The organism is Ruegeria sp. H6 (genome assembly GCF_056532975.1).
On sequence record NZ_JBQFOA010000009.1, the window covers coordinates 51,372 to 76,409 of the forward strand.

Below are 25,038 nucleotides of genomic sequence, written 5' to 3' on the forward strand. Positions count from 1 at the left end.
GCGCAATGCTGCACATGCAGCAACGGACAGCTTGTCTCAGAGTAAGCTGCGGGGCGGTTTTCCGCGACAGGTCGTCGTCAACTGCCAGTTTTTGCTTGCTTTTCTGCGGTCCACGGAGGGGTAACAGATGGCGCCCCAAACAGAAAACCCTGAAGGCAATCGACGCCGTTTGCGATCAGAAACTGTGCATCTTCAGTATTTTCGACCGATTCGGCGGTGACGAGAATTTCGAATTGCCGTGCCACGGCGATCAACGCGCGCACCAGTGCCTGGTTGTCGGGGTTCACGCTGATGCCGCGTATGAACTGCCCGTCAATCTTGGCCGCATCAAAAAAGAACTCACGGAAGTGGCGAAAGCTGAAATTGCTGGCGCCGAAATCATCCAGCGCAAAGGCGATCCCGCGGGGTTGCAACCGATCCATGAAATCGACGACCAGTTCCGGCACTTGCATGGCCGACCCTTCGGATATCTCAAGGATCAGCCTTTCACCAAGGCTGGCATCTTTTTTCAAGAACCGCTCCAGCACGCGCGACCAGCGGGTATAGCCGATGGAGCGCGCGGACATGTTGATCGACAGGCGGATGCCGGGCTCACGGATCAGCGTCCGCAATCCCATTTCAAGTGCAATACAGTCCAGTTCCCGGCCAATCGGCGTATTTTCGACCTTTGGCATGAAATCGCGCGCCGGGATGATGCGCCCTGTTTCGTCCAGAACCCGAATGAACCCTTCGTAAAAGGCAATGTTGCGGTATGGTTTTGCCTGAACAACAGGTTGAAAGGCCAGTTTGCATTGTTTGTGCTTTACCGCCTCTGTCACCATGTCCAGCACCGAGCGATCGCGCGCGGATACGGCAGAGTTCAGAGGATTGTCTGCGCCTTCGGGCAGGTCTGCCAGTTTCTTGTCCCGCATCTAACCGTTTCGATCCTGTTCATATCCCAGCGCGTCTGGACATGATTTCAGGGCAAACAAGTGAATTTGTGGTTAAAGTGCGGGCGATTTGTTGGGCAGATAGAACAGACCGCCGATCAGCGCGTGGATTGCCAGGCGTGGCTCAGCGATGCTGCTGCGCCGACAACGGCCCCAAACAGGCCCAAAGCAACCATACCAAAGCCAAGGCCGAGAATAATGGACGAAGATGCTCCGATCAATGGGGTCACCATCGCCAGAATCAATCCGACAAGTCCAATCGCAGTAGAAATGGTTACGATACGAGTCATGTTTGCCTCAAAAAAGTGTTTTTCTATGTTGGCACACATATGTGGTGTCAAACCGACATTACAATGACGCGTCACGAAGTGATGAGCGGGGTCAGGCCTGTTTTGCCTGTGCGTTAGGCAGTTTTTCGTCGATATGCTCAAATCCAGGCGATCCGCGGTCCTCTGGGTGGCGGTCCAGATGCTTGGCCTTGATCTGGGCAGAGCTGTCGCGGCTGCCATTATGGCTGTAGCCGGGCGGTGCAAAGCAATAGGCCAGGCGCTGCCGCAAGCTGAGCCCCGGTTGCGTCGCGTCACGCCAGATGCCAACCCATTCGTGGAAGGCCACGCGCAGCGGGTTGAATGTGCCGATATTCTGCACCAGCCCATAGTCGACACGATCATGTTCCTGCTCGGGTACAAAAGTTCCGAACAGTTTGTCCCAGATGATGAAGACACCGGCATAGTTGCAATCCAGGTAGCGTGGGTTGCGGCCATGATGCGCCCGGTGATGACTGGGTGTGTTCATCACGGCCTCGAACCAGCGGGGCATTTTGCCGATGGCTTCGGTGTGAATCCAGAATTGATAGATCAGGTTCAGGCCACCCACGAACAGCACCATCGCCGGGTGAAAGCCCAACAGAATCAGCGGCGCGCGGACCACCATCATGAAGGTGAACGTATAGGTCCATGTCTGGCGCAAAGCCGTGGTCAGGTTGTAGTGCTGCGAGCTGTGATGGTTCACATGGCTGGCCCAGACCCAGCGGACCCGATGCCCGAACCGATGCACCCAATAATAGCGGAGGTCATCCAGCACAAAGCACAGGATGATGACAGGGATGGATGTGCCAAGGTTCAGCGGCGTGATCTGCCAAAGCCATATGAAAAAACCCCATGCGATGAAGCCCAGCAACAGCCCTGATGCGATGTTCCCCGCGCCCATGATCAATGAGGTCACGGCATCGCGCGTCTCATACCGACCGCCCCGGCCCTTGACGGCAATCCACAGGAACTCGGCCAGAATGGCGGCGATGAAAAACGGCACGGCCCATTGCACCGCATCCGGAAAGGTCACTTGGTCAGTCATTCAGGCTCCATCAAGTCACGCCAATGGCGCAGTTCGAGCGGATTTAGCCGGAGGAGCGCACGCGGGGTGCCGAAATCATGAAACTGGATCTCCATCCCGTCTGGCCGATCAATCCGGTCATAGTCCAGCAGATGCCGGGCAACGGTATCGGCCCCAAAAGACCAAAGAAGCCCTGGGCCGGTTTCGGTGCGCACAAGTGCGGCATGGCAATCCTGAGCGACCGTGACGTCGATGATGATGTCGTCCGGAAAGTGTCGCGCCCATTGTTCGCGTGCTGTCTGAGGTGACAGTTGGAACGGCTGAGACCGGCCACTGACATGCAGCAGCAACGCGACACCGGCAATGCCGCCGATCACAAGAACCAACAGAATTTCCAGTGGCATTCCATCCTCCTGCGGGCAGAGTGCAAAGCAGGAAGTGGGCTGTCAAAGGTGGCGTGGCGTCAGCCTAGTTCGAGATCGTGTAGGTCCCGCCGGATTTGCCTTTGCCTTTTTCTCGGGTGAACGTCACCTGATTGCCATCCAGCGAAACGGTCTGACAATCCTGCGGCAGCTTCGTGCCTCCAACCACTAGGTTCCGGCACCAGAATCGTTTGTTCCAGACCCAGGCACCAGCAACTTTTTTACCGTCCTGCAATTTGCCCGTCAGTTTGCCATCGGCACTAATAACAAGCGTTGCACCGTTCCCGGTCAGGGTTTTTCCGGCGACTGCGTCGAGGAATTGTTGTTCTTTTTTTATGTCTTTGGCCAATGCGCCAACAGTTGTGGCAACAGAAATTGTAGTCGCAATGGCAATGATTGAAATGAATTTCACGAAATACCCTCCCACTCAAAAATCAAGCGGGAAGGTAACACAGTTTCCTGACGCTCGCTATGAGTTTTCAGAATCAACCAAAGCCGAGATGATGGACTTGGCGCTTTCGGAATTCCATTCGGCATCCCCGATTAGCCGCGCAATCTCCTGACCTTCGGGGTTCAGGATGACTGTGATGGGCAGGGCAATGACGCCAAATTCACGCGCGGCGGCCTGGCTTGGATCCTGGTGGCGAGGCAGGTTCTCGATGCCGTTTTCCTCAAAGAACTTCTTGATCCCGGCAGGTGAGTTGCGGCCCGTCGCAAGAGTCAGAACCTGAAATTTGTCGCCGCCGAATTCTTCCTGCAGCTCTGCGATTTGCGGCATTTCCTTGCGGCAGGGCGCACACCATGTGGCCCAGAAATTCACCAGCACATACTTGCCTGCATAATCTTGCAGCGTGCCGACACCGCCATCATCTTCCAGCTGGAATTCGATGATCTTGGCTTCCTTTGGCTCCTTATGCAGGATCAACCGTTTCAAAGTGCCGTCACGCAAGGGCTTCAGCGTTTCAACATCCGCGGCCAAAGCGGCATTTGCACCCAGGGCAAGGGCCATATAAAGGGGGATCAGACGTAACAGGCGCATATCAACTCCGGGTTTTCTTTCATGACCGATCAATCCTCGAACCAGATGTGGGGCGGCCGCTTTGCCGCCGGTCCAGACGCGATCATGGAGGCAATCAACGCCTCGATCGGGTTCGATCAGCGGATGGCAGCCCAGGACATCGCAGGCTCGCGCGCCCATGCCGCCATGCTGGCTGCCACAGGCGTTATTACTGATAATGACGCGCAGGCCATTCGGGAAGGGCTGCTCACAGTCTTGTCAGAAATTCAGTCCGGTTCGTTTCAGTTTTCGACCGCTCTGGAAGACATTCACATGAATGTCGAGGCGCGGCTGAAAGAGGTGATCGGAGAGCCCGCAGGCCGTTTGCACACCGGGCGTTCGCGCAATGATCAGGTCGCGACCGACTTCAAACTCTGGGTGCGCGATCAGTTTGACGCAGCCGAAACCGGCCTGCTGGCTCTGATCCGCGCGTTGCTTGCACAAGCCGAGGCCGGGGCCGATTGGGTCATGCCCGGATTCACCCATCTGCAAACAGCGCAGCCGGTGACTTGGGGCCACCACATGATGGCCTATGTCGAGATGTTTGGCCGCGATCTGTCCCGCGTCCGCGATGCCCGCGCCCGGATGAACGAGTCCCCGCTGGGCGCTGCGGCGCTGGCAGGCACATCCTTCCCCATCGACCGCGCAATGACCGCTGAGGCACTGGGCTTTAACCGCCCTGCTGCGAACTCGTTGGATGCGGTCAGTGATCGTGACTTTGCGTTGGAGTTCCTATCGACCGCCTCGATCTGCGCCGTCCACCTGTCGCGCTTTGCCGAAGAACTGGTGATCTGGTCCTCGGCCCAGTTTCGGTTCGTGACGCTGTCGGATCGGTTCTCGACCGGGTCATCCATCATGCCGCAGAAGAAAAACCCCGACGCGGCCGAGCTGATCCGCGCCAAGGTGGGGCGCATCTATGGGGCCAACACGGCGCTGATGATGGTGATGAAGGGCCTGCCGCTAGCCTATTCCAAGGACATGCAGGAAGATAAGGAGCAGGTCTTTGACGCCGCCGATAACTGGATGCTGGCACTGGCGGCGATGGAAGGCATGGCCAAGGACATGACCGCCAACCGCGACAGCCTCGCCGCCGCCGCGGGTTCCGGCTTTTCCACCGCGACCGATCTGGCCGACTGGCTGGTTCGCGTGCTGGGCCTGCCCTTCCGCGACGCGCATCATGTCACCGGATCGCTGGTCGCGATGGCCGAGGCCAAAGGCTGCGATCTGCCGGATCTGGCGTTGGAGGACATGCAATCGGTCCATGCCGATATCACGGATGATGTCTATTCTGTCCTTACGGTCGAAAACTCGGTAAACTCACGCCAATCCTATGGCGGCACCGCGCCCGATCAGGTGCGCGCACAGATCAAAAGATGGAAGGCATTGGTTCAATGACAGCTTTGCGAGGCGTTGCTCTGATTTGCGCGGGCCTGTTTCTGGCGGCATGCGGCGCGGATGGCGAACCCGAAACACCGACAAGGCAGGCCACCTCCGCCTCCGCAGTCTTTAGTAGCATCGCGCAGTGAGCGGCTTGACCCGAAGGGCCGCCGCCCCCATCTGCAACCCGGTCGGCATCCGGAGTGGCGACCAAGCGGAAAGGGCGCGATCATGAGATTTTTCATTCCGATCCTGGCACTGGTCGTCTTGGCCGCATGCGAGCCCACACGGCAAACGCGCCCAGAACCCGCAGCAGAACCGCGGAAGTCCGGGATTTCGGTGTCGGGATATGGCCGGATTGGTGTGTCTACACGCCTTTGACCGACGGCCAGCCACGCCATATTCTTAGAATCCATTGATCCTCGGGCCGTTTTTGGTCTAAGCGCGCTGACATGGATCACTTTCTCTACCGCGACGGCGCGCTCTACGCCGAGGATGTCCCGATCTCCGAAATTGCTGCAGCGGTCGGAACGCCGTTCTATGTGTATTCGACCGCCACTCTGTTGCGGCATTTCAAGCTATTCGATGACGCGTTGGAGGGAACGGATCATCTGGTCTGCTATGCGATGAAAGCGGCCAGCAATCAGGCAATTCTGAAGACGCTTGCGCAAGCCGGTGCCGGAATGGATGTGGTTTCGGGCGGGGAATACCTGCGGGCCAAGGCGGCAGGGGTTCCGGGCGACAAGATCGTTTTCTCGGGCGTGGGCAAAACGGCGGATGAAATCCGTACTGCGCTGACCGGCGGTATCCGCCAGTTCAATGTTGAATCCGAGCCCGAGATGCAGGTGATCAACGCGGTTGCTCTGGAACTGGGCATGATCGCGCCAATCACGGTGCGCGTGAACCCCGATGTCGATGCCAAAACGCATGCCAAGATCGCCACCGGGAAATCCGAGAACAAGTTTGGCATCCCGATCTCACGCGCGTCCGAGGTTTATGCGCTTGCCGCCAGCCTGCCGGGCCTCGAAGTGATCGGCATCGACGTGCATATCGGCTCGCAACTGACCGAGCTGGAACCGTTCGAACTGGCTTATACAAAAGTCGCGGAACTCACCGAAAGGCTTCGCGCCGAGGGGCATGAGATCCACCGCCTGGATCTGGGCGGTGGCTTAGGCATTCCATATACCCGTTCAAACGATGCCCCACCGCTGCCGGTGGAATACGGCGCGCTGATCAAGAAAACGCTGGGCCATTTGGGCTGCGAGATCGAGATCGAGCCGGGCCGTCTGATCGCCGGAAATGCCGGGTTGATGGTCAGCAAGGTGATCTATGTGAAATCCGGCGAAGGGCGCGATTTCCTGATCCTCGACGGGGCCATGAATGACCTGATCCGCCCGGCCATGTATGAGGCACATCACGATATTGTCGCAGTACGCGAACCTGCGGCGGGTGTTGAACAGCGCCCATATGATATCGTGGGGCCGGTTTGCGAATCCGGTGACACATTTGCCAAAGAACGCAACATGCCGCCGCTGGAATCAGGTGATCTGATCGCCTTTCGCAGCGCGGGCGCTTATGGCGCGGTGATGTCCAGCGAGTACAATACACGGCCTTTGATCCCCGAAGTTCTGGTGAACGGGGATCAATTTGCCGTAATTCGTGAACGCCCGAGCTTTGACGAAATCATAAACCGCGATACCATACCCTCGTGGCTTTGACGCGATAGGCGCGCGGGCCCGATCAGGAGGCCCGCTTTGCGCGAACAACCAAACCTGCCAATTCCCAAGCTGTCCTTGTGGCTGACCCATGCCGGGATGCTGGCCGAACGGGTTTTGCGCGCTTTTTGGCCGTTTTTCTCGATTCTGATGGCCCTTTTGGCCGCTTTGATGCTGGGTCTGCAGGATCTGGTCCGTGTCGAGATTGTTTGGGCGACCGGGGGCCTGGGAGTGTTGGCGCTCATTGGGTCGGCAGTGGTTGGCTTTCGCCGATTCCAAATCCCCACCCGTGCGGATGCGCTGATCCGGTTGGATGAAACATTACCGGGCCGGCCAATTCAGGCCCTGCTGGACGATCAGGCCATTGGCGCGACCGACGCGGATTCGGTTGCATTGTGGGCGGCGCATCAGGACCGTATGCGGCAACGGGCGGCGCAGGCCAAGGTGGTCAAACCTGATCCGCAATTGGCGGCGCGCGATCCTTATGCGCTGCGATTTGCGGCCTTGTTGGCGCTTGTGGTTGCGGCTCTGTTTGGATCGTTCTGGCGCATCGGCTCGGTTGCCGAGATGACGCCGGGCTCGGCCGTGGCGGCGCAAGGGCCAAGCTGGGAGGGTTGGGTCGAACCGCCGCGCTATACTGGCTTGCCGACGTTGTACCTGGCTGATCAATCCGGGCCCGAACTGTCGATACCGCAAGGCAGCCGCATCACTTTGCGATTTTATGGAGAGGTCGGCGGCCATAGCCTGACCGAAACCACCTCTGCCACCGGCGCAGAGGCGGCGACCGCGCCGGAACAGGATTTTGTCGCGCAGCGCTCTGGCCAGTTGCGCATCGACGGCCCGAGCGGCCGCGACTGGGCATTGCAGATCCTGGCAGATCAGGCGCCCGAGATTTCCGTGGCCAGTGTGGCGACATCCGAGGTGGGCGGGCAGATGAAACTGCCATTTTCCGCGTCAGATGATTATGGGATTGTTTCGGGCTCGGCCCGGATAGAATTGGATTTGCCCTCGGTCGATCGAGTCTATGGGCTGGCGGCAGATCCCGAGCCACGGGAAACGATCACCATCGAATTGCCGATGCCGATCACCGGCGACAGGACCGACTTTACCGAGGACCTGATCGAAGATTTCTCGCAGCATCCCTGGGCGCATCTGCCCGTGAGGATCACGTTGATGGCGCGGGATGCGTCAGATCAGGAATCCTCTTCCGCAGCGTATCAAACCGAACTGCCGGCCCGTCGGTTCTTTGACCCTTTGGCCGCTGCGATCATCGAACAACGTCGTGATCTTCTTTGGTCGCGCACGAATGCCAAACGTGTCTCGCAGATGCTGCGGGCGGTGTCGTACAAGCCTGAGGATCTGTTCCGGTCGGACACGGCCTATCTGCGTCTGCGCGTGATCCTGCGCAGGCTGGAAACCTTCGACAAATACGGGTTGAAGCCTGCGCAGCAGGAAGAGTTGGCGCAAGCCCTTTGGGAGCTGGCCGTGATAATCGAAGACGGCACACTTGCGGACGCGTTGGAACGGATGCGCCGCGCGCAAGAGCGGTTGACCGAAGCAATGCAAAACGGTGCGTCGGACGAAGAGATTGCGGAACTGATGCAAGAACTGCGCGAAGCGACGCAGGACTATATGCGTCAATTGCAGCGTCTGGCTCAGGAAGGTGACAGCGAAAACGGTCAGCAGGGTCCGTCGGGCGAAAGCATGCAGATGACGCAGGACGACCTGCAACGCATGATGGATCGCATTCAGGAACTGATGGAGCAGGGCCGGATGGCCGAGGCGCAACAGGCGCTGGAAGAATTCCAGCAGATGATGGAGAACATGCGCGTCACCCAAGGGCAAGGTCAGGGCGGCCAGTCCGAAGGGCAACAGGCCATGGAAGGATTGGCCGAAACGCTGCGTGAACAACAGGGTCTCAGCGATCAGGCGTTCCGCGACCTGCAGGAACAATTCAACCCCGGTGCCCAGGCGGGTGAAAATCAGGGTAACGAAGGGCGCTCGGGTGGTCAGGGCCGTGGTCAGAGCCACGAAGGCCAGGGTGGTCAGGGACAAGGTGATGATCCAGCAGGCGAAGGCCAGCAGGGTCAGGGGTCATTGGCGGATCGTCAGCAGGCGCTGAGGGATGAGCTTGGTCGTCAACAGCAAGGATTGCCTGGCACGGGCACGCCCGAAGGCGAAGCCGCTCGTGAAGCGCTGGATCGCGCAGGTCGCGCGATGGATGACGCCGAAGAGGCGCTGAGGGGTGACGATCTGGCCGAAGCCATTGACCGCCAGTCTGAGGCGATGGAAGCCCTGCGTGAAGGCATGCGTTCGTTGGGTGAGGCGATGGCCGAAAACCAGCAAAGCCAGCCGGGTCAGGGTACACAAGAAGGCGACATGCAGGCCAACAACCGCGATCCTTTGGGGCGCAGTGCCGGGGCTGCCGGATCGATCTCGACCGATGACAACCTGTTGCAAGGCGAGGATGTCTATCGCCGGGCGCGCGAGTTGCTGGACGAAATCCGCCGTCGGACGGGTGATACCGACCGGCCCCAGATCGAGCTGGATTACCTCAGACGTCTGTTGGAACGGTTCTGATGCCCTGAAAGGCGCGGCTTAATTTTCTGCCGCGCCGCTGGTCTGAGCCTCAAGCCAGATACGGGCCTGATCGATCAGTGATACGTAAGACTGCAGGGCAGGTTCAGCTTGCGGAACCGCTTCGCTGATCTGGTTCGCATTCCCGTAGATCAACAGCAGAATGACGCCCAGTATGACAATCAGGCCAAAGCCGCGCAGGAAACCACCGGATTTGCGGGGGGCTTGAACGGGTTCGACTATGTCGTCCTTGCTCACGCTGGCCTTGAGGCCCGAATTGATGGCATCCACGTCCGGCAGGCTGTTGCTGCCACCGGTCGCCGAGGCGGTCGCGGTGGCAACCGGCTCTTTCGTTTTTGTGCCACGATCCTGAGGGGTATCCAGGGCAAAGTCAGGCTGGCTTTCAAGGCTGCTGCCCTCTTTCGCGCGCAGGTCGGCCTCGCGCGCGGCTTCTTCCTTGAGGATATCTGCCACGGCCGGATCCACATTGCCGGTATCAGCGGGCTTGTCCGCAGCGCTTGTGCTGGATGTGGCGGGTTCAGACGGCTCAGCCTTGGGCGGCGCCACTTTTTCCTGGGCCGGGGCCTCGGCAATTGTGCCTTTGGGCTGGAACCAGGTGTGTTCGCAATTCGAGCACTGCACATCACGTCCACTTGCCGGGATGACGTCGTCGGGGACTTCGTACTGTGCGCTGCAATTCGGACACGTAAGTCGCATTCTGCCTCCTGGCCTTGTTGAGGCCCGATAATGAATTTTTTTTGGGATCATATTCGGTTAAGACCCAACAGCAAAGCGTGTTTTCGGATTCATGGGTCAAGTGTAGCCAATTGGACCCGCCACAGGCATTGAATCCTTGGCCCTCGTCGGGCAAGAAAACCGAAGAACAAATGGGGGCAGGTGTGATTGAGCTGGAGAATGTCAGCTACAGCTATGGTGGGGGCGAATTGCTCAGCGATGTTTCGCTGCAATTGCAGCCGGGATCGTTTCACTTTTTGACCGGCCCGTCCGGGTCAGGCAAAACCACGTTGCTCAAGCTATGTTATGGCGCGTTGCTGCCCACTTCGGGGCATCTGACCGCGCTGGGCGAGGATATTGCACGGCTGGACCGTGACCAGATGGCGATGCTGCGACGGCGGATCGGCTTTGTGCATCAGGATTGCAGGTTTCTGGATCACATGACCCTGGCTGAAAACGTGGCTTTGCCTCTGATGGTGTCCGGGCGTGCCGCAAATGCCGAACAGGACAATCTGACCGAACTGCTCAGCTGGGTTGGCCTTGGCGCGCGGCTTGAGGCTCTGCCACCCGAATTGTCCGGTGGAGAACGCCAGCGTGCCGCCCTTGCGCGCGCGGTCATCCTGTCCCCCGATATCGTTCTGGCCGATGAGCCCACAGGCAACGTGGATTGGGAAATGTCGCAACGCCTGCTGCGCCTGTTGATCGAGCTTAACCGTATGGGCAAAACCGTCCTGATCGCTACGCATGACCTTAGCCTGATCCGTGCTGCCAAAAGCCAGGTACAGGCCCGTGTCCTGAGAATCTCGCAACGGCGGCTGCAACACGCGGGGGCGGATCTATGATCGGAGATACGATCCGCAGCCTTCTGCGCCGGGATACCCGCGCAGATCGCGTTGTACCGCCCACAGGGTTTACAGCGCAACTGACCCTGTTCGTTTCAGGTGCTATGGCCTTTTTGGCGGTGTTTGCTTTGGCCCTGTCCTTGGCGTCGGGGCGTTTGGCTGATCGGTGGAGTTCGGAATTGGCCGGGGCCGCGACGATACGGATCAATGCACCGGCCGATCAGCGACAGGCCCAGACCGAGGCCGCGCTGAACGTCCTGCAACAGACGCCGGGCGTGGCGACCGCGCGGGCCCTGTCTACGGAAGAACAAGCCGCGCTGCTTGCGCCCTGGTTCGGGCCCGATTTGCCATTGGATACCTTGCCCGTACCGCAGTTGATCGAAATCACCGAAGGGGAGCCCGGATTGGATACCACCGGCCTGCGCCTGCGTCTGGGCGCTGAGGTGCCCGGTGCCGTGCTGGACGATCATTCACGATGGCGTGAGCCTTTGGTGGATGCGGCCCGTTCGCTGCGGCGGCTGGGTTGGGTATCTATCCTGCTGATCGGTGGGGCCACCGCAGCGATGATCACGCTGGCGGCCAACGCGTCCCTCGCAGCCAACGCACAAATCATCGAAGTCCTGCGTCAGGTTGGGGCCCGCGACCGGTTCATTGCAGGCGCTTTCGTGCGCCGGTTCACCTATCGCGCGTTGTTTGGTGCCGCTGTCGGCACCCTGCTTGGCATGTCCGGCGTTCTTTTGCTGCCCGAGGCTTCGGACGAAGGCGGTTTCCTGACAGGATTGGGCTTTCAGGGCATTGGCTGGTTGCTGCCTGTGCTGATCCCCGTTCTAGGCGCCGCAGTGGCCTTTCTGGCAACATGGTCGGCTGCCCGGCGCAAACTCAAGGAGCTTTCGTGATGCTCACGGCACTGCAATGGGTTCGGTCGCTGGTGTTCATGATCACCATCTATGCATGGATGCTGGTGCTGGGCATCGTCTTTGCCCCCTATGCCATGTTCGCCAAACGCGGGGCGTTGCGGGCGTGCAAAACCTATGCCCGGTCAACGATGTGGCTGGCCAGTTGGATGGTCGGCATTCGTTGCGAAGTGCGCGGGGCTGTTCCTTCGGGCGAAGTGGTTGTTGGCGCCAAGCACCAGTCTTTTTTGGACATCATCATGATCTTCAACGCAGTTCCGCATGGCAAGTTCATCATGAAGCGCGAGCTGCTGTGGACCCCGATCATCGGCATGTATGCGCGGCGGTTGGGGTGTATTCCGGTCAATCGGGGCAAAAAGGGCGCGGCGGTGGCCAAGATGGTCAAGGATGTTGCCAAAGAGTTCAGCGAACCCGGCCAACTGGTGATCTATCCGCAGGGCACCCGGGTCGCACCGGGTGTGAAGAAGCCCTATAAGGTTGGGACGGCGATCCTCTATGACGGGTTGGGCTTTCCTTGCGTGCCCGTCGCAACCAATGCGGGCCTTTTCTGGCCACGCACCGGGGTGATGCGCAAGCCGGGCCTCGCGATTGTCGATTTTCTTGACCCGATCGAACCGGGCGTGGAACGCGCATCGTTTCTGGAGCGGTTGGAGACCGTGATTGAAACGCGATCCGACGCCCTGATGCAGGAAGCAGGATTTGACCCACATGGACTTCATTGACGACATCGCCACGCTTGAAGCGCTGTACGGTACGCCCGGCTCTGCCTCATTGCGCAAGGTGGCCCGGCGCCTGACGCCCTTGTACCGCCAATGGATCATGGCCTCGCGGTTGTGCGTGCTCAGCACGGTTGGCCCCGAGGGGGTGGATGGCAGCCCGCGTGGGGATGATGGCCCGGTTGTGGTTGAGCTGGACGCGGGCACATTGGCGCTGCCGGACTGGCGTGGCAACAACCGGCTGGACAGCCTGCGCAACATTGTGCGTGACCCGCGCGTGGCGTTGATGTTCATGGTGCCGGGCTCGAACAACGTCGTCCGCGTCAACGGATCGGCGCGACTGACGGCAGACGAGGCTGTGCGCAATCGGTTTGTGCGGCAGGGAAAGATACCAGCCACCGTGATCGTCATCAAAATCGCCGAGATTTATTCGCAATGCGCCCGCGCGTTGATCCGTGCCGGAACATGGACCAGCGGGGATGAAAGCGCCGGTTTGCCAAGCGTTGGAGAGATTCTGGCCGAGATGACGGCAGGCGAAGAAGGCGGCGCGCAATATGATCAGGAATGGGGTGCACGCGCCGCCCGCACGATGTGGTAGGCAAGCTTTGTCGTCGGATCATCAGGCGGCAGCCGCTCCGATCCTGGCGACCTGTGACACCCACCGCTCAACACTGCCCGGTTTGGGATAGCTGGCCCCGGCGAAATAGGTGAACCGGGTGGGCTTGAAGCCGACAAAGCCCAGAATCTGATCCCGAACTTGACGGATCAGAGCCTGGCGATAGATCAACCGCATGAACCATCCTGGCGTATCCGATGTCAGGATCACCCGAGCGGTGCGACCGGTCAGCATCGGCGCTGGAAGGCCGATCTTTGTCGTGTTGCGCGTGTCGAACGTACGCCCGGGGATAAACATCCGGTCAATCAATCCTTTGAGCTTGGCCGGCAATCCGCCCCACCACATGGGTGTCGTCAGCACCAGATGGTCGCTCCATTCGAAATCCTCCAGAACCTTCTCAAGCGCGGGCTCCAGCGGTTTGAAATCGTGGTAATTGCCCTGACCGAAATCCAGATCAAACTGCAACTCGCTGAGATGCACCATCCGAATGCTGTGCCCGTTGGCGCGGGCTGCATCGGCATAGGTTTGGGCAAAAGTGCGGGACAGGCTGCTTTCAGCCGGGTGTCCGTCGAGGATCAGGATGTTTTTGCGTTGCATATGACTTCTCCAAAAATGACCACGGTCAGTTTAATAGAATCAAAAATGACCACGGTCAATATAAAATTTGACCACGGTCAAAAACTATGCGACGAAGCCCTATGCAAAAACCAATTCAGAAAAGAACGCTGAAAACCCGCGCGCGACTGTTGGAAGTCTCGGCCGATCTTGTTGATCGAAACGGGTACGAAGCCCTGCGCGTCGAAGAGGTGGTGCTTGCCGCCGGTGTCGCCAAAGGCACGTTCTTTGCGCATTTCAAAGACAAAGACGCCCTGATGGAGATTCTGATCGGAGAAAAGCTGGCAGCCTGTTTTGATCAGGCCGAGGCGGGGCCAGTTCCTCAAACGGTGCCTGAAATCATCGTAGCGCTGGAACCGGTCCATGGCTTCATGATGTCAGAGCGTTATGTATTCGATTTGCTTTTGCGCTATTCCGGCGCGACGGCGATTGCCGAGATCGGCCCGATTGCGCATTGTTTCGAAAGATATACACGGGTGGTGACCCGTTGGCTTGAAACGGCCAAGATGCGCAGAGATGTTTCGGCTGACCTGCTTGCCGAAGGCGTAATGGCCTTTGCGATTCAGGCCATGTCGCTGAATTTCTGCGCATTGCACGAATCGCAAAGCTTTGATGACAGGCTCAAAATCTATCTGAACGCGTGGTTGACCCCAGCGACGTGATCGCCGAGGTCCTCAGGATCAGCTGTGGATCGGTCCGTCCCCACAGGCCAAAGCCGCCTCGCGCACCGCCTCGGAATAGGTCGGGTGGGCGTGGCAGGTCAGGGCCAGATCTTCGGCTGAGGCACCAAATTCCATCGCGACGCACACCTCGTGGATCAGGTCGCCTGCGGCGGGGCCAATGATATGGGCACCCAGAATGCGGTCGGTGTCCTTATCCGCCAGGATCTTGACGAACCCGTCCGCCGCGAAATTGGCTTTGGCGCGGCCATTGCCCATGAACATGAACTTGCCGACCTTATAGGCGCGACCCTGTTCTTTGAGCGTGGCTTCGGTCTCACCCACGTTGGCCACTTCGGGCCAGGTGTAGATCACGCCCGGAATGACGCCATAGTTCACATGGCCATGCTTGCCTGCAACCTGCTCGGCAGCGGCCATGCCTTCGTCTTCGGCCTTATGCGCGAGCATCGGGCCTTCGGTCACGTCGCCGATCGCGTAGATGCCGGGCACATTGGTCTGCCAATCCGTGCCCACTTTGATCTGGCCGCGTGGCGTCATTTCAACGCCAAGCGCATCCAGCCCCAGCCCGTCCGAGAATGGTTTGCGCCCGGTGGCGACCAGCACCGTGTCGGCATCAATCACATGCTCGCTGTCATCCTTGAGCAGTTTATAGGTGACCTTGGCCTTGGTTTTGGTGGCCTCGGTCTTTTGGACCGCCGCCCCCATGACAAACTTCAGGCCCTGTTTCTTTAGGATACGTTGAAACGTCTTCTGCACCTCGGGGTCCATGCCGGGCGTGATTTCCTTGAGGAATTCGATCACGGTCACCTCGGCCCCAAGGCGGCTGTAGACCGAGCCCAATTCCAACCCGATCACACCGGCACCGATCACCACCATCTTCTTGGGGATCTTGCCAAGCGACAGCGCACCGGTTGAGGTGACGACAACCTTTTCATCAACCTCGACCCCCGGCAGTGCAGAGGGTTCGGACCCCGAGGCGATGATGATGTTCTTGGTCTCATGAACCTCATCCCCCACCTTGACCTGACCGGCTGCAGGGATCGAGCCCCAACCTTTCAGCCAGTCGATCTTGTTCTTCTTGAACAAGAACTCGATGCCCTTGGTGTTGCCGTCGATCACTTCGTCCTTATAGGACTGCATCTGTTTCCAATCGACCGAGGGACTTTTGCCCTTGAGGCCCATCTTGGCAAAGTTATGTTCGGCCTCATGCAGCTGATGGCTGGCATGCAGCAACGCCTTGGACGGAATGCAGCCTACGTTCAGACAAGTGCCGCCCAATGTCTCGCGCCCTTCGACCACAGCGGTTTTCAGCCCCAGCTGGGCACAGCGGATGGCGCAGACATAGCCGCCGGGGCCTGCTCCGATTACGATGACGTCATAGCTGGACATTGGGCACTCCTTGATGTGTCGTGACCGCGCCCAGCAAAAGGGCGCGGCAGTTCGGCCTTACAAGGCCATAAGGTATAGATAAACGGTTGCAAGAAATCCTGCCAGCCAGACAAGCGTGCGCAGGAACGGGACCGGGATGGCAAAAGCGTAAATGGGAACAAATGCAATGCGCGCGATCAGAAAGATCTGCGTCGCCAGCAGGGTCCCGGCGGTAAAGCCGTCGCTGACAGATAGGATCAGCACTGCCGGGGCAAACAGGGCCATTGCCACGACCGAGTTGTTCAACGTGCGCTCGATCCGGGCGGCAACCCCGGTCAGCGGGGGCATGTCGTCCCGTGCGCCGCCAAGTGTCATCAAACCAACCTGTGACATGGCAGACAGCACGTTCAGCAGGATGATCACCACGACCAGCAGGCCATACAGGGCAAGAATTGAGAGTTCCGAAGACATGTTCACATATCCTTTTTAGATGAGTGTCCTGATGTCGGGACTATCACTTGGAAGGCTCAAGGGCAGGCGGGCTTCACGCGCAATTGCTGTGGCGTGTACAGGGGTGACCCTGCACACAAATCTATGGTCAGGTCAGACCGCTTCTTCCAGTAGCTTGACCTGAATATGGGCCACGCCGCCACGTTCGTGGTGCATCGCAAGCTCTTCTGAATCGAAGAACTTGCGCGCCCGTTCCAGGTCTGCAACCTCGAACATTGCAACCGCATGGTCGCGCTGTTCGGGGTCCTTCCAGACATGCAGATCGCGTATGCCCGAGGCCTCTCGCATCTTGCGGTCTTCGCGGAACACTTTCAGCCAGGCGTTGAAATCGGCCACGTCGGCCTGCCAGAGTACATGCGTCGCCATGATTACAGATCCATCAGCAGACGGCGCGGATCTTCCAGCGCCTCTTTTACACGCACAAGGAAGGTCACCGCGCCCTTGCCGTCCACGATCCGGTGGTCATAGGACAGCGCCAGATACATCATCGGACGGATCTTGATCTCACCATTGATGGCCATCGGGCGGTCCTGGATCTTGTGCATGCCCAGAATACCCGATTGCGGCGGGTTCAGGATCGGCGAGGACATCAGCGAGCCATAGACACCGCCGTTCGAGATGGTGAAGGTGCCGCCCTGCATCTCGGCCATGGACAGTTTGCCGTCGCGGGCCCTTTTGCCCTTTTCGGCAATGGCCTTTTCGATGGCTGCAAAAGACATCGAATCCGCATCCCGGATGACCGGAACCACTAGACCCTGCGGCGTACCGGCGGCCACGCCCATATGGACGAAGTTCTTGTAGACGATGTCGGTGCCATCGATCTCGGCATTCACCTCGGGCACTTCTTTCAGCGCGTGGCAGGAGGCCTTGGTGAAGAAGGACATGAAGCCCAGTTTTACGCCGTGTTTCTTCTGAAACAGCTCTTTGTATTCGTTGCGCAGGGCCATCACCTCGGTCATGTCCACCTCGTTGTAGGTGGTCAGGATCGCGGCGGTGTTCTGCGCGTCTTTCAGGCGCTTGGCGATGGTCTGGCGCAGGCGAGTCATGCGCACGCGTTCTTCACGCGATGCGTCCTCGGCCGCAACCGGCGCGCGCGGTGCCTGAGCGGCTGGGGATGGCGCGGGGGCCGCAGCTGGTGCTGGGGCTGCTGCGGTTGCGACGGCTTTGGCCACATCTTCTTTCATGATGCGCCCATCGCGGCCTGTTCCGGTGACCTGATCCGCAGACAAGCCAGCCTCGGCCATGGCCTTTTCGGCAGAGGGCGCATTGGCGACGTCCTTGCCACCGACCGAGTCGCCTCCGCTTGCAGGTGCCGCGGGTGCGGCTGCCGTTGCAGCACCGGCAGCGGCACCGGAGATTACGGCCAGTTTGGCGGATGCGTCGACGGTTGCGCCCTCGGGCGCCACGATTTCAGACAAGACACCGGCTGCGGGGGCGGGAACCTCAACCGAGACCTTGTCGGTTTCCAGCTCGCACAGCATTTCATCCTGCGCAACGTTGTCGCCGACCTTTTTGAACCAGGTCGATACCGTGGCTTCGGTAACAGATTCGCCCAGGGTGGGCACCATGACGTCAACGCTGCCGGACGCAGCAGCCGGGGCTGCTGCGGGGGCAGGGGCCGCCGCCGGGGCGGGGGCTGCACCTTCGCCGGCGGTGATCGTCGCCAGCAAGGCATTGACGCCCACGGTTTCGCCTTCGGCGGCGACAATCTCGCCCATCACTCCGGCGGAAGGTGAGGGCACTTCGACCGTCACCTTGTCTGTCTCCAACTCGCAGAGCATTTCATCCACCGCTACCGCGTCACCGGGTTTTTTGAACCAGGTCGCAACGGTGGCTTCGGTCACGGATTCGCCAAGCGTAGGTACACGAACTTCAATCGTCATCGCTTATTTTCCTTCGATGCTCAGCGCTTCGTTCACGAGCGCCTCTTGTTGGGCTTTGTGTTGGCTTGCCAGACCCGTCGCGGGCGAGGCAGAGGTTGCGCGACCGACATAGCGCGGGCGTTTATGGTCGGCTTTGATGCGGGACAGGACCCATTCGATATTCGGCTCGATAAAGGACCAGGCCCCTTGGTTTTTGGGTTCTTCCTGACACCAGATCATCTCGGCTTGTTTGAAACGATCCAGCTCGTTGATCAGCGAATGCGCCGGGAAGGGATAATACTGTTCGATCCGCAGCAGGTAGACGTCATCGATACCGCGCGCGTCACGCTCTTCCAGCAGGTCATAGTAAACCTTGCCCGAACACAGGACGACGCGTTTGATCTTGTCATCGGCGACCAGCTTGGTGTCGGAATTGCCGTGTTGGGCGTCATCCCACAGAACCCGGTGGAAGCTGGAGCCCGTGGTGAACTGATCCGCTGTGCTGACGGCCAGCTTGTGACGCAGCAGCGATTTGGGCGTTACCAGGATCAAGGGCTTGCGGAAGGTGCGGTGCAGCTGACGGCGCAGGATGTGGAAGTAGTTCGCGGGCGTCGTACAATTCGCCACGATCCAGTTGTCTTGCCCGCACATTTGCAGGAACCGCTCCAGGCGTGCTGACGAGTGTTCGGGCCCTTGACCTTCGAACCCGTGCGGCAGCAAGCAGACGAGGCCGGACATACGCAACCATTTGCTTTCGCCCGAGCTGATGAACTGGTCGAACATGATCTGCGCGCCGTTGGCAAAGTCGCCAAATTGAGCCTCCCACAGGGTCAGCGCATTTGGTTCCGCCAGTGAATAGCCATATTCGAACCCAAGCACGGCATATTCCGACAGCATCGAATCGATCACTTCGTAATGCGACTGACCCGCGCGGATATTGTTCAGCGGGTAGTACCGTTCTTCGGTTTCTTGATGCACAAAGCCGGAATGGCGCTGGCTGAACGTGCCGCGGGTGGCGTCCTGACCAGACAGCCGCACCGGATAGCCCTCGGTCAGGAGCGAGCCAAAGGCAAGCGCTTCGCCCGTGGCCCAGTCAAACCCTTCGCCGCTGTCGAACATTCTCTTCTTATGGTCCAACAAACGCGCCACCGTTTTATGAACGGCGATGTCATCTGGCGCATGGGTCAACGCGTTGCCGATCTCGGCGAAGGTTTCGGGTTTGATCGCCGTGTCGCCTCGGACATATTCGTCCTTGTTCTTGTCCAGATGAGACCAGCGCCCATCCAGCCAGTCGGCCTTGTTTGGTTTATAGTCCTTTCCGGCGTCAAACTCGTTGTTCAGATGCGCCTGAAAAGCGGCCTTCATATCCTCGATCTCGCCTTCGGGGATCAGGCCGTCTTTGACCAGACGCTCGGTGTAGAGCGACAGCGTGGTCTTATGCGTCTTGATCTTCTTGTACATGATCGGGTTGGTGAACATGGGCTCGTCGCCCTCGTTGTGACCGAACCGGCGATAGCAGATAATGTCGATGACCACGTCCTTGTGGAACTTCTGGCGGAACTCGGTCGCCACCTTGGCGGCGTGGACCACCGCCTCGGGGTCGTCGCCATTGACGTGGAAAATCGGGGCCTCGACCATCAGCGCGATATCGGTGGGATAGGGGCTGGAGCGGCTGAAATGCGGAGCGGTGGTAAAGCCGATCTGATTGTTCACCACGATATGCATCGTGCCGCCGGTCTTGTGCCCGCGCAGGCCAGACAGGCCGAACCCTTCGGCCACCACACCCTGACCGGCAAAGGCTGCGTCGCCATGCAGCAGGATGCCCATGACCTTGGTGCGGTCGGCGTCTTTCAACTGATCCTGCTTGGCCCGCACCTTGCCCAGAACCACCGGGTTCACCGCCTCAAGGTGCGACGGGTTTGCCGTCAGCGACAGGTGCACGCTGTTGCCATCAAACTCGCGGTCACTGGAGGCCCCAAGGTGGTATTTCACATCACCCGACCCATCCACATCTTCGGGCTTGAAGCTGCCGCCCTGGAACTCGTTGAAGATCGCGCGATAAGGCTTGCGCATCACGTTGGCCAGAATGTTCAGACGGCCCCGGTGCGGCATGCCAATGACGATATCGCTGACACCCAACGCGCCGCCGCGCTTGATGATCTGCTCCATCGCGGGGATGAGCGCCTCACCCCCATCCAAGCCAAACCGCTTGGTGCCCATGTATTTGACATGCAGGAATTTCTCGAACCCCTCGGCCTCGACCATCTTGTTCAGGATCGCCTTGCGGCCTTCCTTGGTAAAGGCGATTTCCTTGCCATAGCCTTCGATCCGTTCCTTTAGCCACGCGGCCTCTTCCGGGTTCGAGATATGCATGTATTGCAGTGCGAACGTGCCGCAATAGGTGCGCTTCACGATCTCGACGATCTGGCGCATGCTGGCCATCTGCAGGCCCAGCACGTTGTCGATAAAGATCGGTCGATCCATATCGGCATCGGTGAAGCCATAGGTCTTGGGATCCAATTCGGGATGCGTGCTGGCCGCGCGCATGCCCAGCGGGTCCAGATTGGCGGCCAGATGGCCCCGGATGCGATAGGCCCGAATTAGCATAAGGGCCCGAAGGCTATCCAGCACTGCGCGTTTGATCTGGTCTTCGCTGACCTGAATACCCTTGTCCGCCGCCTTGTCCTGGATCTTCTTGCCCGCTGCCTTGGCATCAATCTCGGCCCACTCCCCGGTCAGCGCGCCAGTTAGGTCGTCCGTTGGCATCGGGGGCCAGTCAGATCGCGCCCACGAAGGCCCCTCGGCCTCGCGCTGAACATCAGGCGTGGCGTCGCCCATGGCCTTGAAGAACTCAACCCACGCGGCATCCATCGCACCGGGGTTGCGGGTGTACTGGGCATAAAGCTGCTCAAGATATTCAGCGTTATGCCCCTGCATAAAGCTTGAGGCGTGAAACTGGTCGTTGGGGCTGTGTTCGGTCATTGGGCTACCTCATATGGGTTGGGACCGTATTGGTTGGGGCCTGGCTGGCTGGGGCGGGTCAGCCACCAGAGCACCAGAAGGGGCGACACAAACAGAACGATGAGTGTCGGAATGACGATGAGAAGCGTGGCGCGGGTGAACAGGATATCCAGATTGCCGCCGTGCTGGAAACTTGAGGCGATGCCGATGCCAAAGATCAGCACTGCGAATGCCCCGAGGATCAGCAGAATCGGCAATAGGGCATAGAGCCCACTGCGCCCGGTATCATGCATCCGCCGCCACGCGACGGCCAGATGCGGGAAGAAGACGATCAGGCTGACGATGCTTTGCACCGGTTGCGAGGAAGTGGCCGCGATCGATTTCGTGGTGTCCGTTTCGGTTGTCACAACCTGCGTAAAAAACCGGGCATCGATTATCCCCGCGAGAATGCTCCAGATCACAATGAACAGGAAAAAGAACCAGTATTCGGGCCGCGAAGCACGACCCGAGAAGGTGAAGAACTTGGAGAAACAGGTGCGAATAGCGTCGGAGAAGGTCATGATGGCAAGGCTCCGCTCGGAACTCCAAACCTGTTTTCCCCTGTGTCGGACGTGACGAGCATCATTCCAATAATATTGGAGGTAACCAATGCACTCCCCACTAGCGACGCTACGAATGCTGGAAAAAGAGTTAGAAAAGCCAGAATGAACCAAAGAATTGGCCCGCCAATAAGCAAGCTGAAACCAAGAAACAACTGATATCCGAGCCAGAAGAGAAAGATAGGCATGAAAGGAAAAATGGCCTGATAACCGTCTTCACCAGTATCCTGAAGTCGTCGGCTCATCGCCGAAAGCAAAGGCAGTGAGGCCATCATCACAACAAATAGCTGTCCAATTCCCCAGCTTAGGGAAACGCGCCAATCAAGATGAAGTGCTACTGAAAAAGGTAGAATTGAAGCAACAGGTGCGAACCACCAAAACTCAGCGCGCGAAGCTCTGCCTGAAAAGACAAAAGCTTTACGGAAGCCGGTCGATATGGCTTGCTTTGGTCCCATTAACATCCACCCGCCCGGCGATAACGCCGGGCAGCACTCGACCCTCCCCCCGGGAGGGCGCTTGCAGCACCCACCCAGGGTCGGGCGCTGCCTTCAGCGCCTTTGGAGAGTCGATCAGCTATCATCCAATCGCTTCCAGCACAGCCTCACCCAGCTGCGCCGGGCTTTCGGCCACGACGATACCGGCGCTGCGCATGGCTTCGATCTTGTCTTCGGCACCGCCTTTGCCACCGGCAACAATCGCGCCCGCGTGGCCCATGCGGCGGCCCGGAGGGGCTGTGCGGCCTGCAATAAAGCCGGCGGTCGGCTTCTTGCGGCCCTTCTTGGCCTCATCCGCCAGGAACTGCGCGGCTTCTTCTTCGGCTGAACCACCGATCTCACCGATCATGATGATCGAGTGAGTCTCGTCATCCGCCAGGAACCATTCCAGCACGTCGATATGCTCGGTCCCTTTGATCGGGTCGCCGCCAATGCCAACACAGGTGGACTGGCCCAGACCCACATCGGTGGTCTGCTTGACGGCTTCGTATGTCAGGGTGCCCGAACGCGACACAACGCCGACCGAGCCGCGCTTGTGGATGTGGCCGGGCATGATGCCGATTTTGCAGGCATCGGGCGTGATGACACCGGGGCAGTTCGGCCCGATCAGGCGCGAGTTCGAGCCTTCCAGCGCGCGCTTCACCTTCATCATGTCCAGAACCGGGATGCCTTCGGTGATCGCCACGATCACCTCCATCTCGGCATCAATCGCCTCGAGGATCGAGTCAGCCGCAAAGGGCGGCGGTACATAGATCACGCTGGCATTGGCCTCGGTCACATGCTTGGCCTCGTGAACCGAGTTGAAAACGGGCAGATCAAGATGGGTCATCCCACCTTTGCCGGGGGTCACACCGCCAACCATCTTGGTGCCATAGGCGATGGCCTGTTCGGAGTGGAATGTGCCCTGCGAGCCGGTAAAGCCCTGACAGATCACTTTGGTATTTTCGTCGATGAGGACTGCCATTTTGTGGAGTCTCCTTGTCAGTTAGATGCGCTCAGGGACGCACGAAAGTATTGTTTGCCGTTGTTCACGATTGTGGGCGCGAAATTCATAACCGAACCTCCGCGCGAGTTTGTTCGAGTCGCGAAAGTGTTCGGATCAACGTCGATTTTCGCATTACCGTCGGCTCCTTGCGTGCTTCCTACCGCAAGCAACAGGCCGAGTTCCTCCGGTTTTTCTTCCGATGAGAAAACCATCGAGCACACTTTGCCATTCGAGCTACGTGTGAGTTTAAAAGACACGTCTCGCTCACCATCGTAAAACGTTCCCGTTTTTGAGTGAGCTTGAAACCCGTTTTGGGCAAGCACTTTCTTAGCCTTACGAAAGTTCGGATAAGTATCAGCGCAGACCCCGATAAACAGGTTCGCAGTGTCTTCCAAGCCCAAGCTTTTGGTGCCTGGTTCGAGATCTTGAGCTGAGGCTGCAGAAACGAAGAAAACTGACACCAAAACCAGGCAAATATTTGCAACGGAATGACGAAAACCTGCGATCACGTGCTTCAAACCTTAACCGCCTTCACGATCTTCTCGGCACCGTCTTTCAGGTTGTCTGCCGCGATCACGTCCAGGCCAGAGGTGTTGATGATCTCTTTGCCTTTCTCGACATTCGTGCCTTCCAGACGCACGACCAGCGGAACCTGCAGGCCGACCTCTTTCACCGCGGCGACAACGCCTTCGGCGATGACGTCACAGCGCATGATGCCGCCGAAGATGTTGACCAGAATGCCTTTGACGTTCGGGTCCGAGGTGATGATCTTGAACGCCTCGGTCACTTTCTCTTTGGTCGCACCGCCACCAACGTCCAGGAAGTTGGCAGGCTCAGCCCCATAGAGCTTGATGATGTCCATCGTGGCCATCGCCAGACCGGCACCGTTCACCATACAGCCGATCTCGCCGTCCAGCGCGATGTAGTTCAGGTCGTATTTGCTGGCTTCCAGTTCCTTGGGGTCTTCCTCGGTCGTGTCGCGCAGCTCGGCGATGTCGGGGTGGCGGTAGACCGCGTTGCCGTCGAAACCGACCTTGGCGTCCAGCACCTTCAGGTCGCCCTTGTCCGAGATGATCAGCGGGTTGATCTCCAGCATCTCCATGTCTTTCTCGACGAAGGCGTTATAGAGCTGGTTCATCAGCTTGACGCATTGCTTGACCTGCGCGCCTTGCAGACCCAGCGAAAAGGCGATGCGGCGGCCGTGATAGGCCTGATAGCCGGTTGCCGGGTCGACTGAGAAGGACAAGATTTTCTCGGGCGTTGCTGCGGCGACCTCTTCAATATCCATGCCGCCTTCGGTCGAGCAGACAAATGAGATACGGCTGGTCTGGCGATCCACCAGCAGGGCCAGATACAGTTCGCGTTCGATGCCAGATCCGGCCTCGATATAGATGCGGTTGACCTGCTTGCCTGCGGGGCCGGTCTGATGCGTGACCAGCGTGCGGCCCAGCATCTTTTTGGCTTCCTCAGCGGCCTCTTCCACCGATTTGGTCAGACGGACGCCGCCTTTTTCGCCAGCGTCGGTCTCTTTGAAAGAGCCTTTGCCGCGACCACCCGCGTGGATCTGTGCCTTGACGACCCAAAGCGGCCCATCAAGCTCACCGGCTGCGGTTTTGGCTTCCTCGGCGCGCAACACTGCGCGACCATCGGAGACCGGAGCGCCATAGCTGCGAAGAAGCGCCTTGGCCTGATATTCGTGAATGTTCATCGAAAAATGTCCCGTCTGACTACG

General features: G+C 59.0%; 26 protein-coding genes. 8 read left to right on the forward strand and 18 right to left on the reverse strand.

Going from position 1 to position 25,038, the window contains the following annotated elements; translation table 11 throughout:
• Positions 1-77 precede the first annotated feature (77 nt).
• The 6 genes from ACR0AG_RS15135 to ACR0AG_RS15160 all read right to left on the reverse strand — a co-directional run bounded on the left by ACR0AG_RS15135 (position 78) and on the right by ACR0AG_RS15160 (position 3,722).
• Positions 78-911, reverse strand: a complete 834-nt coding sequence (locus ACR0AG_RS15135; RefSeq protein ID WP_480840346.1) for an EAL domain-containing protein — start codon at positions 909-911, stop codon at positions 78-80.
• A 116-nt stretch (positions 912-1,027) separates the two neighbouring features.
• A complete protein-coding gene (locus tag ACR0AG_RS15140) occupies positions 1,028-1,219 on the reverse strand; it encodes a hypothetical protein (RefSeq protein WP_480840348.1) in 192 nt (63 codons plus the stop codon).
• A 91-nt stretch (positions 1,220-1,310) separates the two neighbouring features.
• Entirely contained in the window at positions 1,311-2,282 is a 972-nt protein-coding gene (locus ACR0AG_RS15145) for a sterol desaturase family protein (RefSeq protein ID WP_480840350.1), read from the reverse strand.
• A complete protein-coding gene (locus tag ACR0AG_RS15150) occupies positions 2,279-2,665 on the reverse strand; it encodes a hypothetical protein (RefSeq protein WP_480840352.1) in 387 nt (128 codons plus the stop codon). The genes ACR0AG_RS15145 and ACR0AG_RS15150 overlap by 4 nt, the downstream gene beginning before the upstream one ends.
• A gap of 64 nt (positions 2,666-2,729) precedes the next feature.
• On the reverse strand, positions 2,730-3,095 hold the full coding sequence (locus ACR0AG_RS15155; RefSeq protein ID WP_480840355.1) for a hypothetical protein: 366 nt from the start codon (positions 3,093-3,095) through the stop codon (positions 2,730-2,732).
• Positions 3,096-3,152: 57 nt separating this feature from the next.
• On the reverse strand, positions 3,153-3,722 hold the full coding sequence (locus ACR0AG_RS15160) for a TlpA disulfide reductase family protein (RefSeq protein WP_480840357.1): 570 nt from the start codon (positions 3,720-3,722) through the stop codon (positions 3,153-3,155).
• Between the two features lie 21 nt (positions 3,723-3,743).
• Between ACR0AG_RS15160 and argH the strand changes: the two genes are divergently transcribed.
• The 3 genes from argH (at position 3,744) to ACR0AG_RS15175 (ending at position 9,412) form a co-directional block, all read left to right on the forward strand.
• Positions 3,744-5,135 (forward strand): argininosuccinate lyase, encoded by a 1,392-nt coding sequence (gene argH / locus ACR0AG_RS15165; RefSeq protein WP_480840359.1) that lies wholly within the window; start codon positions 3,744-3,746, stop codon positions 5,133-5,135.
• A gap of 434 nt (positions 5,136-5,569) precedes the next feature.
• Positions 5,570-6,835 carry a diaminopimelate decarboxylase gene (gene lysA / locus ACR0AG_RS15170; protein ID WP_480840361.1) on the forward strand — a complete coding sequence of 422 codons (1,266 nt, stop codon included), beginning with the start codon at positions 5,570-5,572 and terminating at the stop codon, positions 6,833-6,835.
• 96 nt (positions 6,836-6,931) lie between these two features.
• The gene (locus ACR0AG_RS15175) at positions 6,932-9,412 is read left to right on the forward strand and encodes a TIGR02302 family protein (RefSeq protein WP_480840580.1); all 2,481 of its coding nucleotides are present in this window, start codon (positions 6,932-6,934) and stop codon (positions 9,410-9,412) included.
• A gap of 18 nt (positions 9,413-9,430) precedes the next feature.
• Here ACR0AG_RS15175 and ACR0AG_RS15180 read toward each other — a convergent pair whose 3' ends face one another.
• On the reverse strand, positions 9,431-10,126 hold the full coding sequence (locus ACR0AG_RS15180; RefSeq protein WP_480840363.1) for a zinc-ribbon domain-containing protein: 696 nt from the start codon (positions 10,124-10,126) through the stop codon (positions 9,431-9,433).
• Between the two features lie 182 nt (positions 10,127-10,308).
• Between ACR0AG_RS15180 and ACR0AG_RS15185 the strand changes: the two genes are divergently transcribed.
• From ACR0AG_RS15185 to ACR0AG_RS15200, 4 genes are read left to right on the forward strand one after another with little or no spacing between them, the layout of a single operon-like run.
• Positions 10,309-10,986 carry a cell division ATP-binding protein FtsE gene (locus ACR0AG_RS15185; RefSeq protein WP_480840582.1) on the forward strand — a complete coding sequence of 226 codons (678 nt, stop codon included), beginning with the start codon at positions 10,309-10,311 and terminating at the stop codon, positions 10,984-10,986.
• Positions 10,983-11,882 carry a cell division protein FtsX gene (locus ACR0AG_RS15190; RefSeq protein WP_480840365.1) on the forward strand — a complete coding sequence of 300 codons (900 nt, stop codon included), beginning with the start codon at positions 10,983-10,985 and terminating at the stop codon, positions 11,880-11,882. The genes ACR0AG_RS15185 and ACR0AG_RS15190 overlap by 4 nt, the downstream gene beginning before the upstream one ends.
• Positions 11,882-12,622: a lysophospholipid acyltransferase family protein gene (locus ACR0AG_RS15195; protein WP_480840367.1), complete on the forward strand. Its 741-nt coding sequence runs from the start codon at positions 11,882-11,884 to the stop codon at positions 12,620-12,622. The genes ACR0AG_RS15190 and ACR0AG_RS15195 overlap by 1 nt, the downstream gene beginning before the upstream one ends.
• Entirely contained in the window at positions 12,609-13,214 is a 606-nt protein-coding gene (locus ACR0AG_RS15200; protein WP_480840369.1) for a pyridoxamine 5'-phosphate oxidase family protein, read from the forward strand. Before ACR0AG_RS15195 ends, ACR0AG_RS15200 begins: the two co-directional genes overlap by 14 nt.
• Positions 13,215-13,235: 21 nt before the next feature.
• On the opposite strand, the gene ACR0AG_RS15205 is transcribed toward ACR0AG_RS15200, so the two are convergent.
• Positions 13,236-13,829 (reverse strand): NAD(P)H-dependent oxidoreductase, encoded by a 594-nt coding sequence (locus tag ACR0AG_RS15205; RefSeq protein ID WP_480840371.1) that lies wholly within the window; start codon positions 13,827-13,829, stop codon positions 13,236-13,238.
• A 101-nt stretch (positions 13,830-13,930) separates the two neighbouring features.
• Here ACR0AG_RS15205 and ACR0AG_RS15210 point away from each other — a divergent pair, with 101 nt between their 5' ends.
• Complete coding sequence (locus ACR0AG_RS15210) at positions 13,931-14,509, forward strand: TetR/AcrR family transcriptional regulator (RefSeq protein WP_480840373.1); 579 nt, start codon at positions 13,931-13,933, stop codon at positions 14,507-14,509.
• An 18-nt stretch (positions 14,510-14,527) separates the two neighbouring features.
• On the opposite strand, the gene lpdA is transcribed toward ACR0AG_RS15210, so the two are convergent.
• From lpdA to sucC, 10 genes are all read right to left on the reverse strand, one after another.
• Positions 14,528-15,916, reverse strand: coding sequence for a dihydrolipoyl dehydrogenase (gene lpdA / locus ACR0AG_RS15215; protein WP_480840375.1), 1,389 nt, complete (start codon positions 15,914-15,916; stop codon positions 14,528-14,530).
• A 57-nt stretch (positions 15,917-15,973) separates the two neighbouring features.
• On the reverse strand, positions 15,974-16,366 hold the full coding sequence (locus ACR0AG_RS15220; RefSeq protein WP_480840377.1) for an MAPEG family protein: 393 nt from the start codon (positions 16,364-16,366) through the stop codon (positions 15,974-15,976).
• 132 nt (positions 16,367-16,498) lie between these two features.
• A complete protein-coding gene (locus ACR0AG_RS15225; RefSeq protein WP_480840379.1) occupies positions 16,499-16,771 on the reverse strand; it encodes a hypothetical protein in 273 nt (90 codons plus the stop codon).
• 2 nt (positions 16,772-16,773) lie between these two features.
• Positions 16,774-18,288 (reverse strand): 2-oxoglutarate dehydrogenase complex dihydrolipoyllysine-residue succinyltransferase, encoded by a 1,515-nt coding sequence (gene odhB, locus ACR0AG_RS15230; RefSeq protein WP_480840381.1) that lies wholly within the window; start codon positions 18,286-18,288, stop codon positions 16,774-16,776.
• A gap of 3 nt (positions 18,289-18,291) precedes the next feature.
• A complete protein-coding gene (locus tag ACR0AG_RS15235) occupies positions 18,292-21,249 on the reverse strand; it encodes a 2-oxoglutarate dehydrogenase E1 component (RefSeq protein ID WP_480840383.1) in 2,958 nt (985 codons plus the stop codon).
• Positions 21,246-21,788: a DUF805 domain-containing protein gene (locus ACR0AG_RS15240; RefSeq protein ID WP_480840385.1), complete on the reverse strand. Its 543-nt coding sequence runs from the start codon at positions 21,786-21,788 to the stop codon at positions 21,246-21,248. The genes ACR0AG_RS15235 and ACR0AG_RS15240 overlap by 4 nt, the downstream gene beginning before the upstream one ends.
• Positions 21,785-22,282: a DUF805 domain-containing protein gene (locus tag ACR0AG_RS15245; RefSeq protein ID WP_480840387.1), complete on the reverse strand. Its 498-nt coding sequence runs from the start codon at positions 22,280-22,282 to the stop codon at positions 21,785-21,787. The genes ACR0AG_RS15240 and ACR0AG_RS15245 overlap by 4 nt, the downstream gene beginning before the upstream one ends.
• Positions 22,283-22,403: 121 nt before the next feature.
• Positions 22,404-23,285, reverse strand: a complete 882-nt coding sequence (gene sucD / locus ACR0AG_RS15250; RefSeq protein ID WP_170573356.1) for a succinate--CoA ligase subunit alpha — start codon at positions 23,283-23,285, stop codon at positions 22,404-22,406.
• Between the two features lie 17 nt (positions 23,286-23,302).
• A complete protein-coding gene (locus tag ACR0AG_RS15255; protein ID WP_480840390.1) occupies positions 23,303-23,824 on the reverse strand; it encodes a hypothetical protein in 522 nt (173 codons plus the stop codon).
• Entirely contained in the window at positions 23,821-25,014 is a 1,194-nt protein-coding gene (gene sucC, locus ACR0AG_RS15260; RefSeq protein WP_480840392.1) for an ADP-forming succinate--CoA ligase subunit beta, read from the reverse strand. The genes ACR0AG_RS15255 and sucC overlap by 4 nt, the downstream gene beginning before the upstream one ends.
• Positions 25,015-25,038 lie beyond the last annotated feature (24 nt).

Excerpts from the sequence above, each read along its gene's own strand:
- ACR0AG_RS15135 (WP_480840346.1), bottom strand. The coding sequence starts at position 911 with ATGCGGGACAAGAAACTGGCAGACCTGCCCGAAGGCGCAGACAATCCT.
- ACR0AG_RS15140 (WP_480840348.1), bottom strand. The coding sequence starts at position 1,219 with ATGACTCGTATCGTAACCATTTCTACTGCGATTGGACTTGTCGGATTG.
- ACR0AG_RS15145 (WP_480840350.1), bottom strand. The coding sequence starts at position 2,282 with ATGACTGACCAAGTGACCTTTCCGGATGCGGTGCAATGGGCCGTGCCG.
- ACR0AG_RS15150 (WP_480840352.1), bottom strand. The coding sequence starts at position 2,665 with ATGCCACTGGAAATTCTGTTGGTTCTTGTGATCGGCGGCATTGCCGGT.
- ACR0AG_RS15160 (WP_480840357.1), bottom strand. The coding sequence starts at position 3,722 with ATGCGCCTGTTACGTCTGATCCCCCTTTATATGGCCCTTGCCCTGGGT.
- argH (WP_480840359.1), top strand. The coding sequence starts at position 3,744 with ATGACCGATCAATCCTCGAACCAGATGTGGGGCGGCCGCTTTGCCGCC.
- lysA (WP_480840361.1), top strand. The coding sequence starts at position 5,570 with ATGGATCACTTTCTCTACCGCGACGGCGCGCTCTACGCCGAGGATGTC.
- ACR0AG_RS15175 (WP_480840580.1), top strand. The coding sequence starts at position 6,932 with ATGCTGGCCGAACGGGTTTTGCGCGCTTTTTGGCCGTTTTTCTCGATT.
- ACR0AG_RS15180 (WP_480840363.1), bottom strand. The coding sequence starts at position 10,126 with ATGCGACTTACGTGTCCGAATTGCAGCGCACAGTACGAAGTCCCCGAC.
- ACR0AG_RS15190 (WP_480840365.1), top strand. The coding sequence starts at position 10,983 with ATGATCGGAGATACGATCCGCAGCCTTCTGCGCCGGGATACCCGCGCA.
- ACR0AG_RS15195 (WP_480840367.1), top strand. The coding sequence starts at position 11,882 with ATGCTCACGGCACTGCAATGGGTTCGGTCGCTGGTGTTCATGATCACC.
- ACR0AG_RS15200 (WP_480840369.1), top strand. The coding sequence starts at position 12,609 with ATGGACTTCATTGACGACATCGCCACGCTTGAAGCGCTGTACGGTACG.
- ACR0AG_RS15205 (WP_480840371.1), bottom strand. The coding sequence starts at position 13,829 with ATGCAACGCAAAAACATCCTGATCCTCGACGGACACCCGGCTGAAAGC.
- ACR0AG_RS15210 (WP_480840373.1), top strand. The coding sequence starts at position 13,931 with ATGCAAAAACCAATTCAGAAAAGAACGCTGAAAACCCGCGCGCGACTG.
- lpdA (WP_480840375.1), bottom strand. The coding sequence starts at position 15,916 with ATGTCCAGCTATGACGTCATCGTAATCGGAGCAGGCCCCGGCGGCTAT.
- ACR0AG_RS15220 (WP_480840377.1), bottom strand. The coding sequence starts at position 16,366 with ATGTCTTCGGAACTCTCAATTCTTGCCCTGTATGGCCTGCTGGTCGTG.
- ACR0AG_RS15225 (WP_480840379.1), bottom strand. The coding sequence starts at position 16,771 with ATGGCGACGCATGTACTCTGGCAGGCCGACGTGGCCGATTTCAACGCC.
- odhB (WP_480840381.1), bottom strand. The coding sequence starts at position 18,288 with ATGACGATTGAAGTTCGTGTACCTACGCTTGGCGAATCCGTGACCGAA.
- ACR0AG_RS15235 (WP_480840383.1), bottom strand. The coding sequence starts at position 21,249 with ATGACCGAACACAGCCCCAACGACCAGTTTCACGCCTCAAGCTTTATG.
- ACR0AG_RS15240 (WP_480840385.1), bottom strand. The coding sequence starts at position 21,788 with ATGACCTTCTCCGACGCTATTCGCACCTGTTTCTCCAAGTTCTTCACC.
- ACR0AG_RS15245 (WP_480840387.1), bottom strand. The coding sequence starts at position 22,282 with ATGGGACCAAAGCAAGCCATATCGACCGGCTTCCGTAAAGCTTTTGTC.
- sucD (WP_170573356.1), bottom strand. The coding sequence starts at position 23,285 with ATGGCAGTCCTCATCGACGAAAATACCAAAGTGATCTGTCAGGGCTTT.
- sucC (WP_480840392.1), bottom strand. The coding sequence starts at position 25,014 with ATGAACATTCACGAATATCAGGCCAAGGCGCTTCTTCGCAGCTATGGC.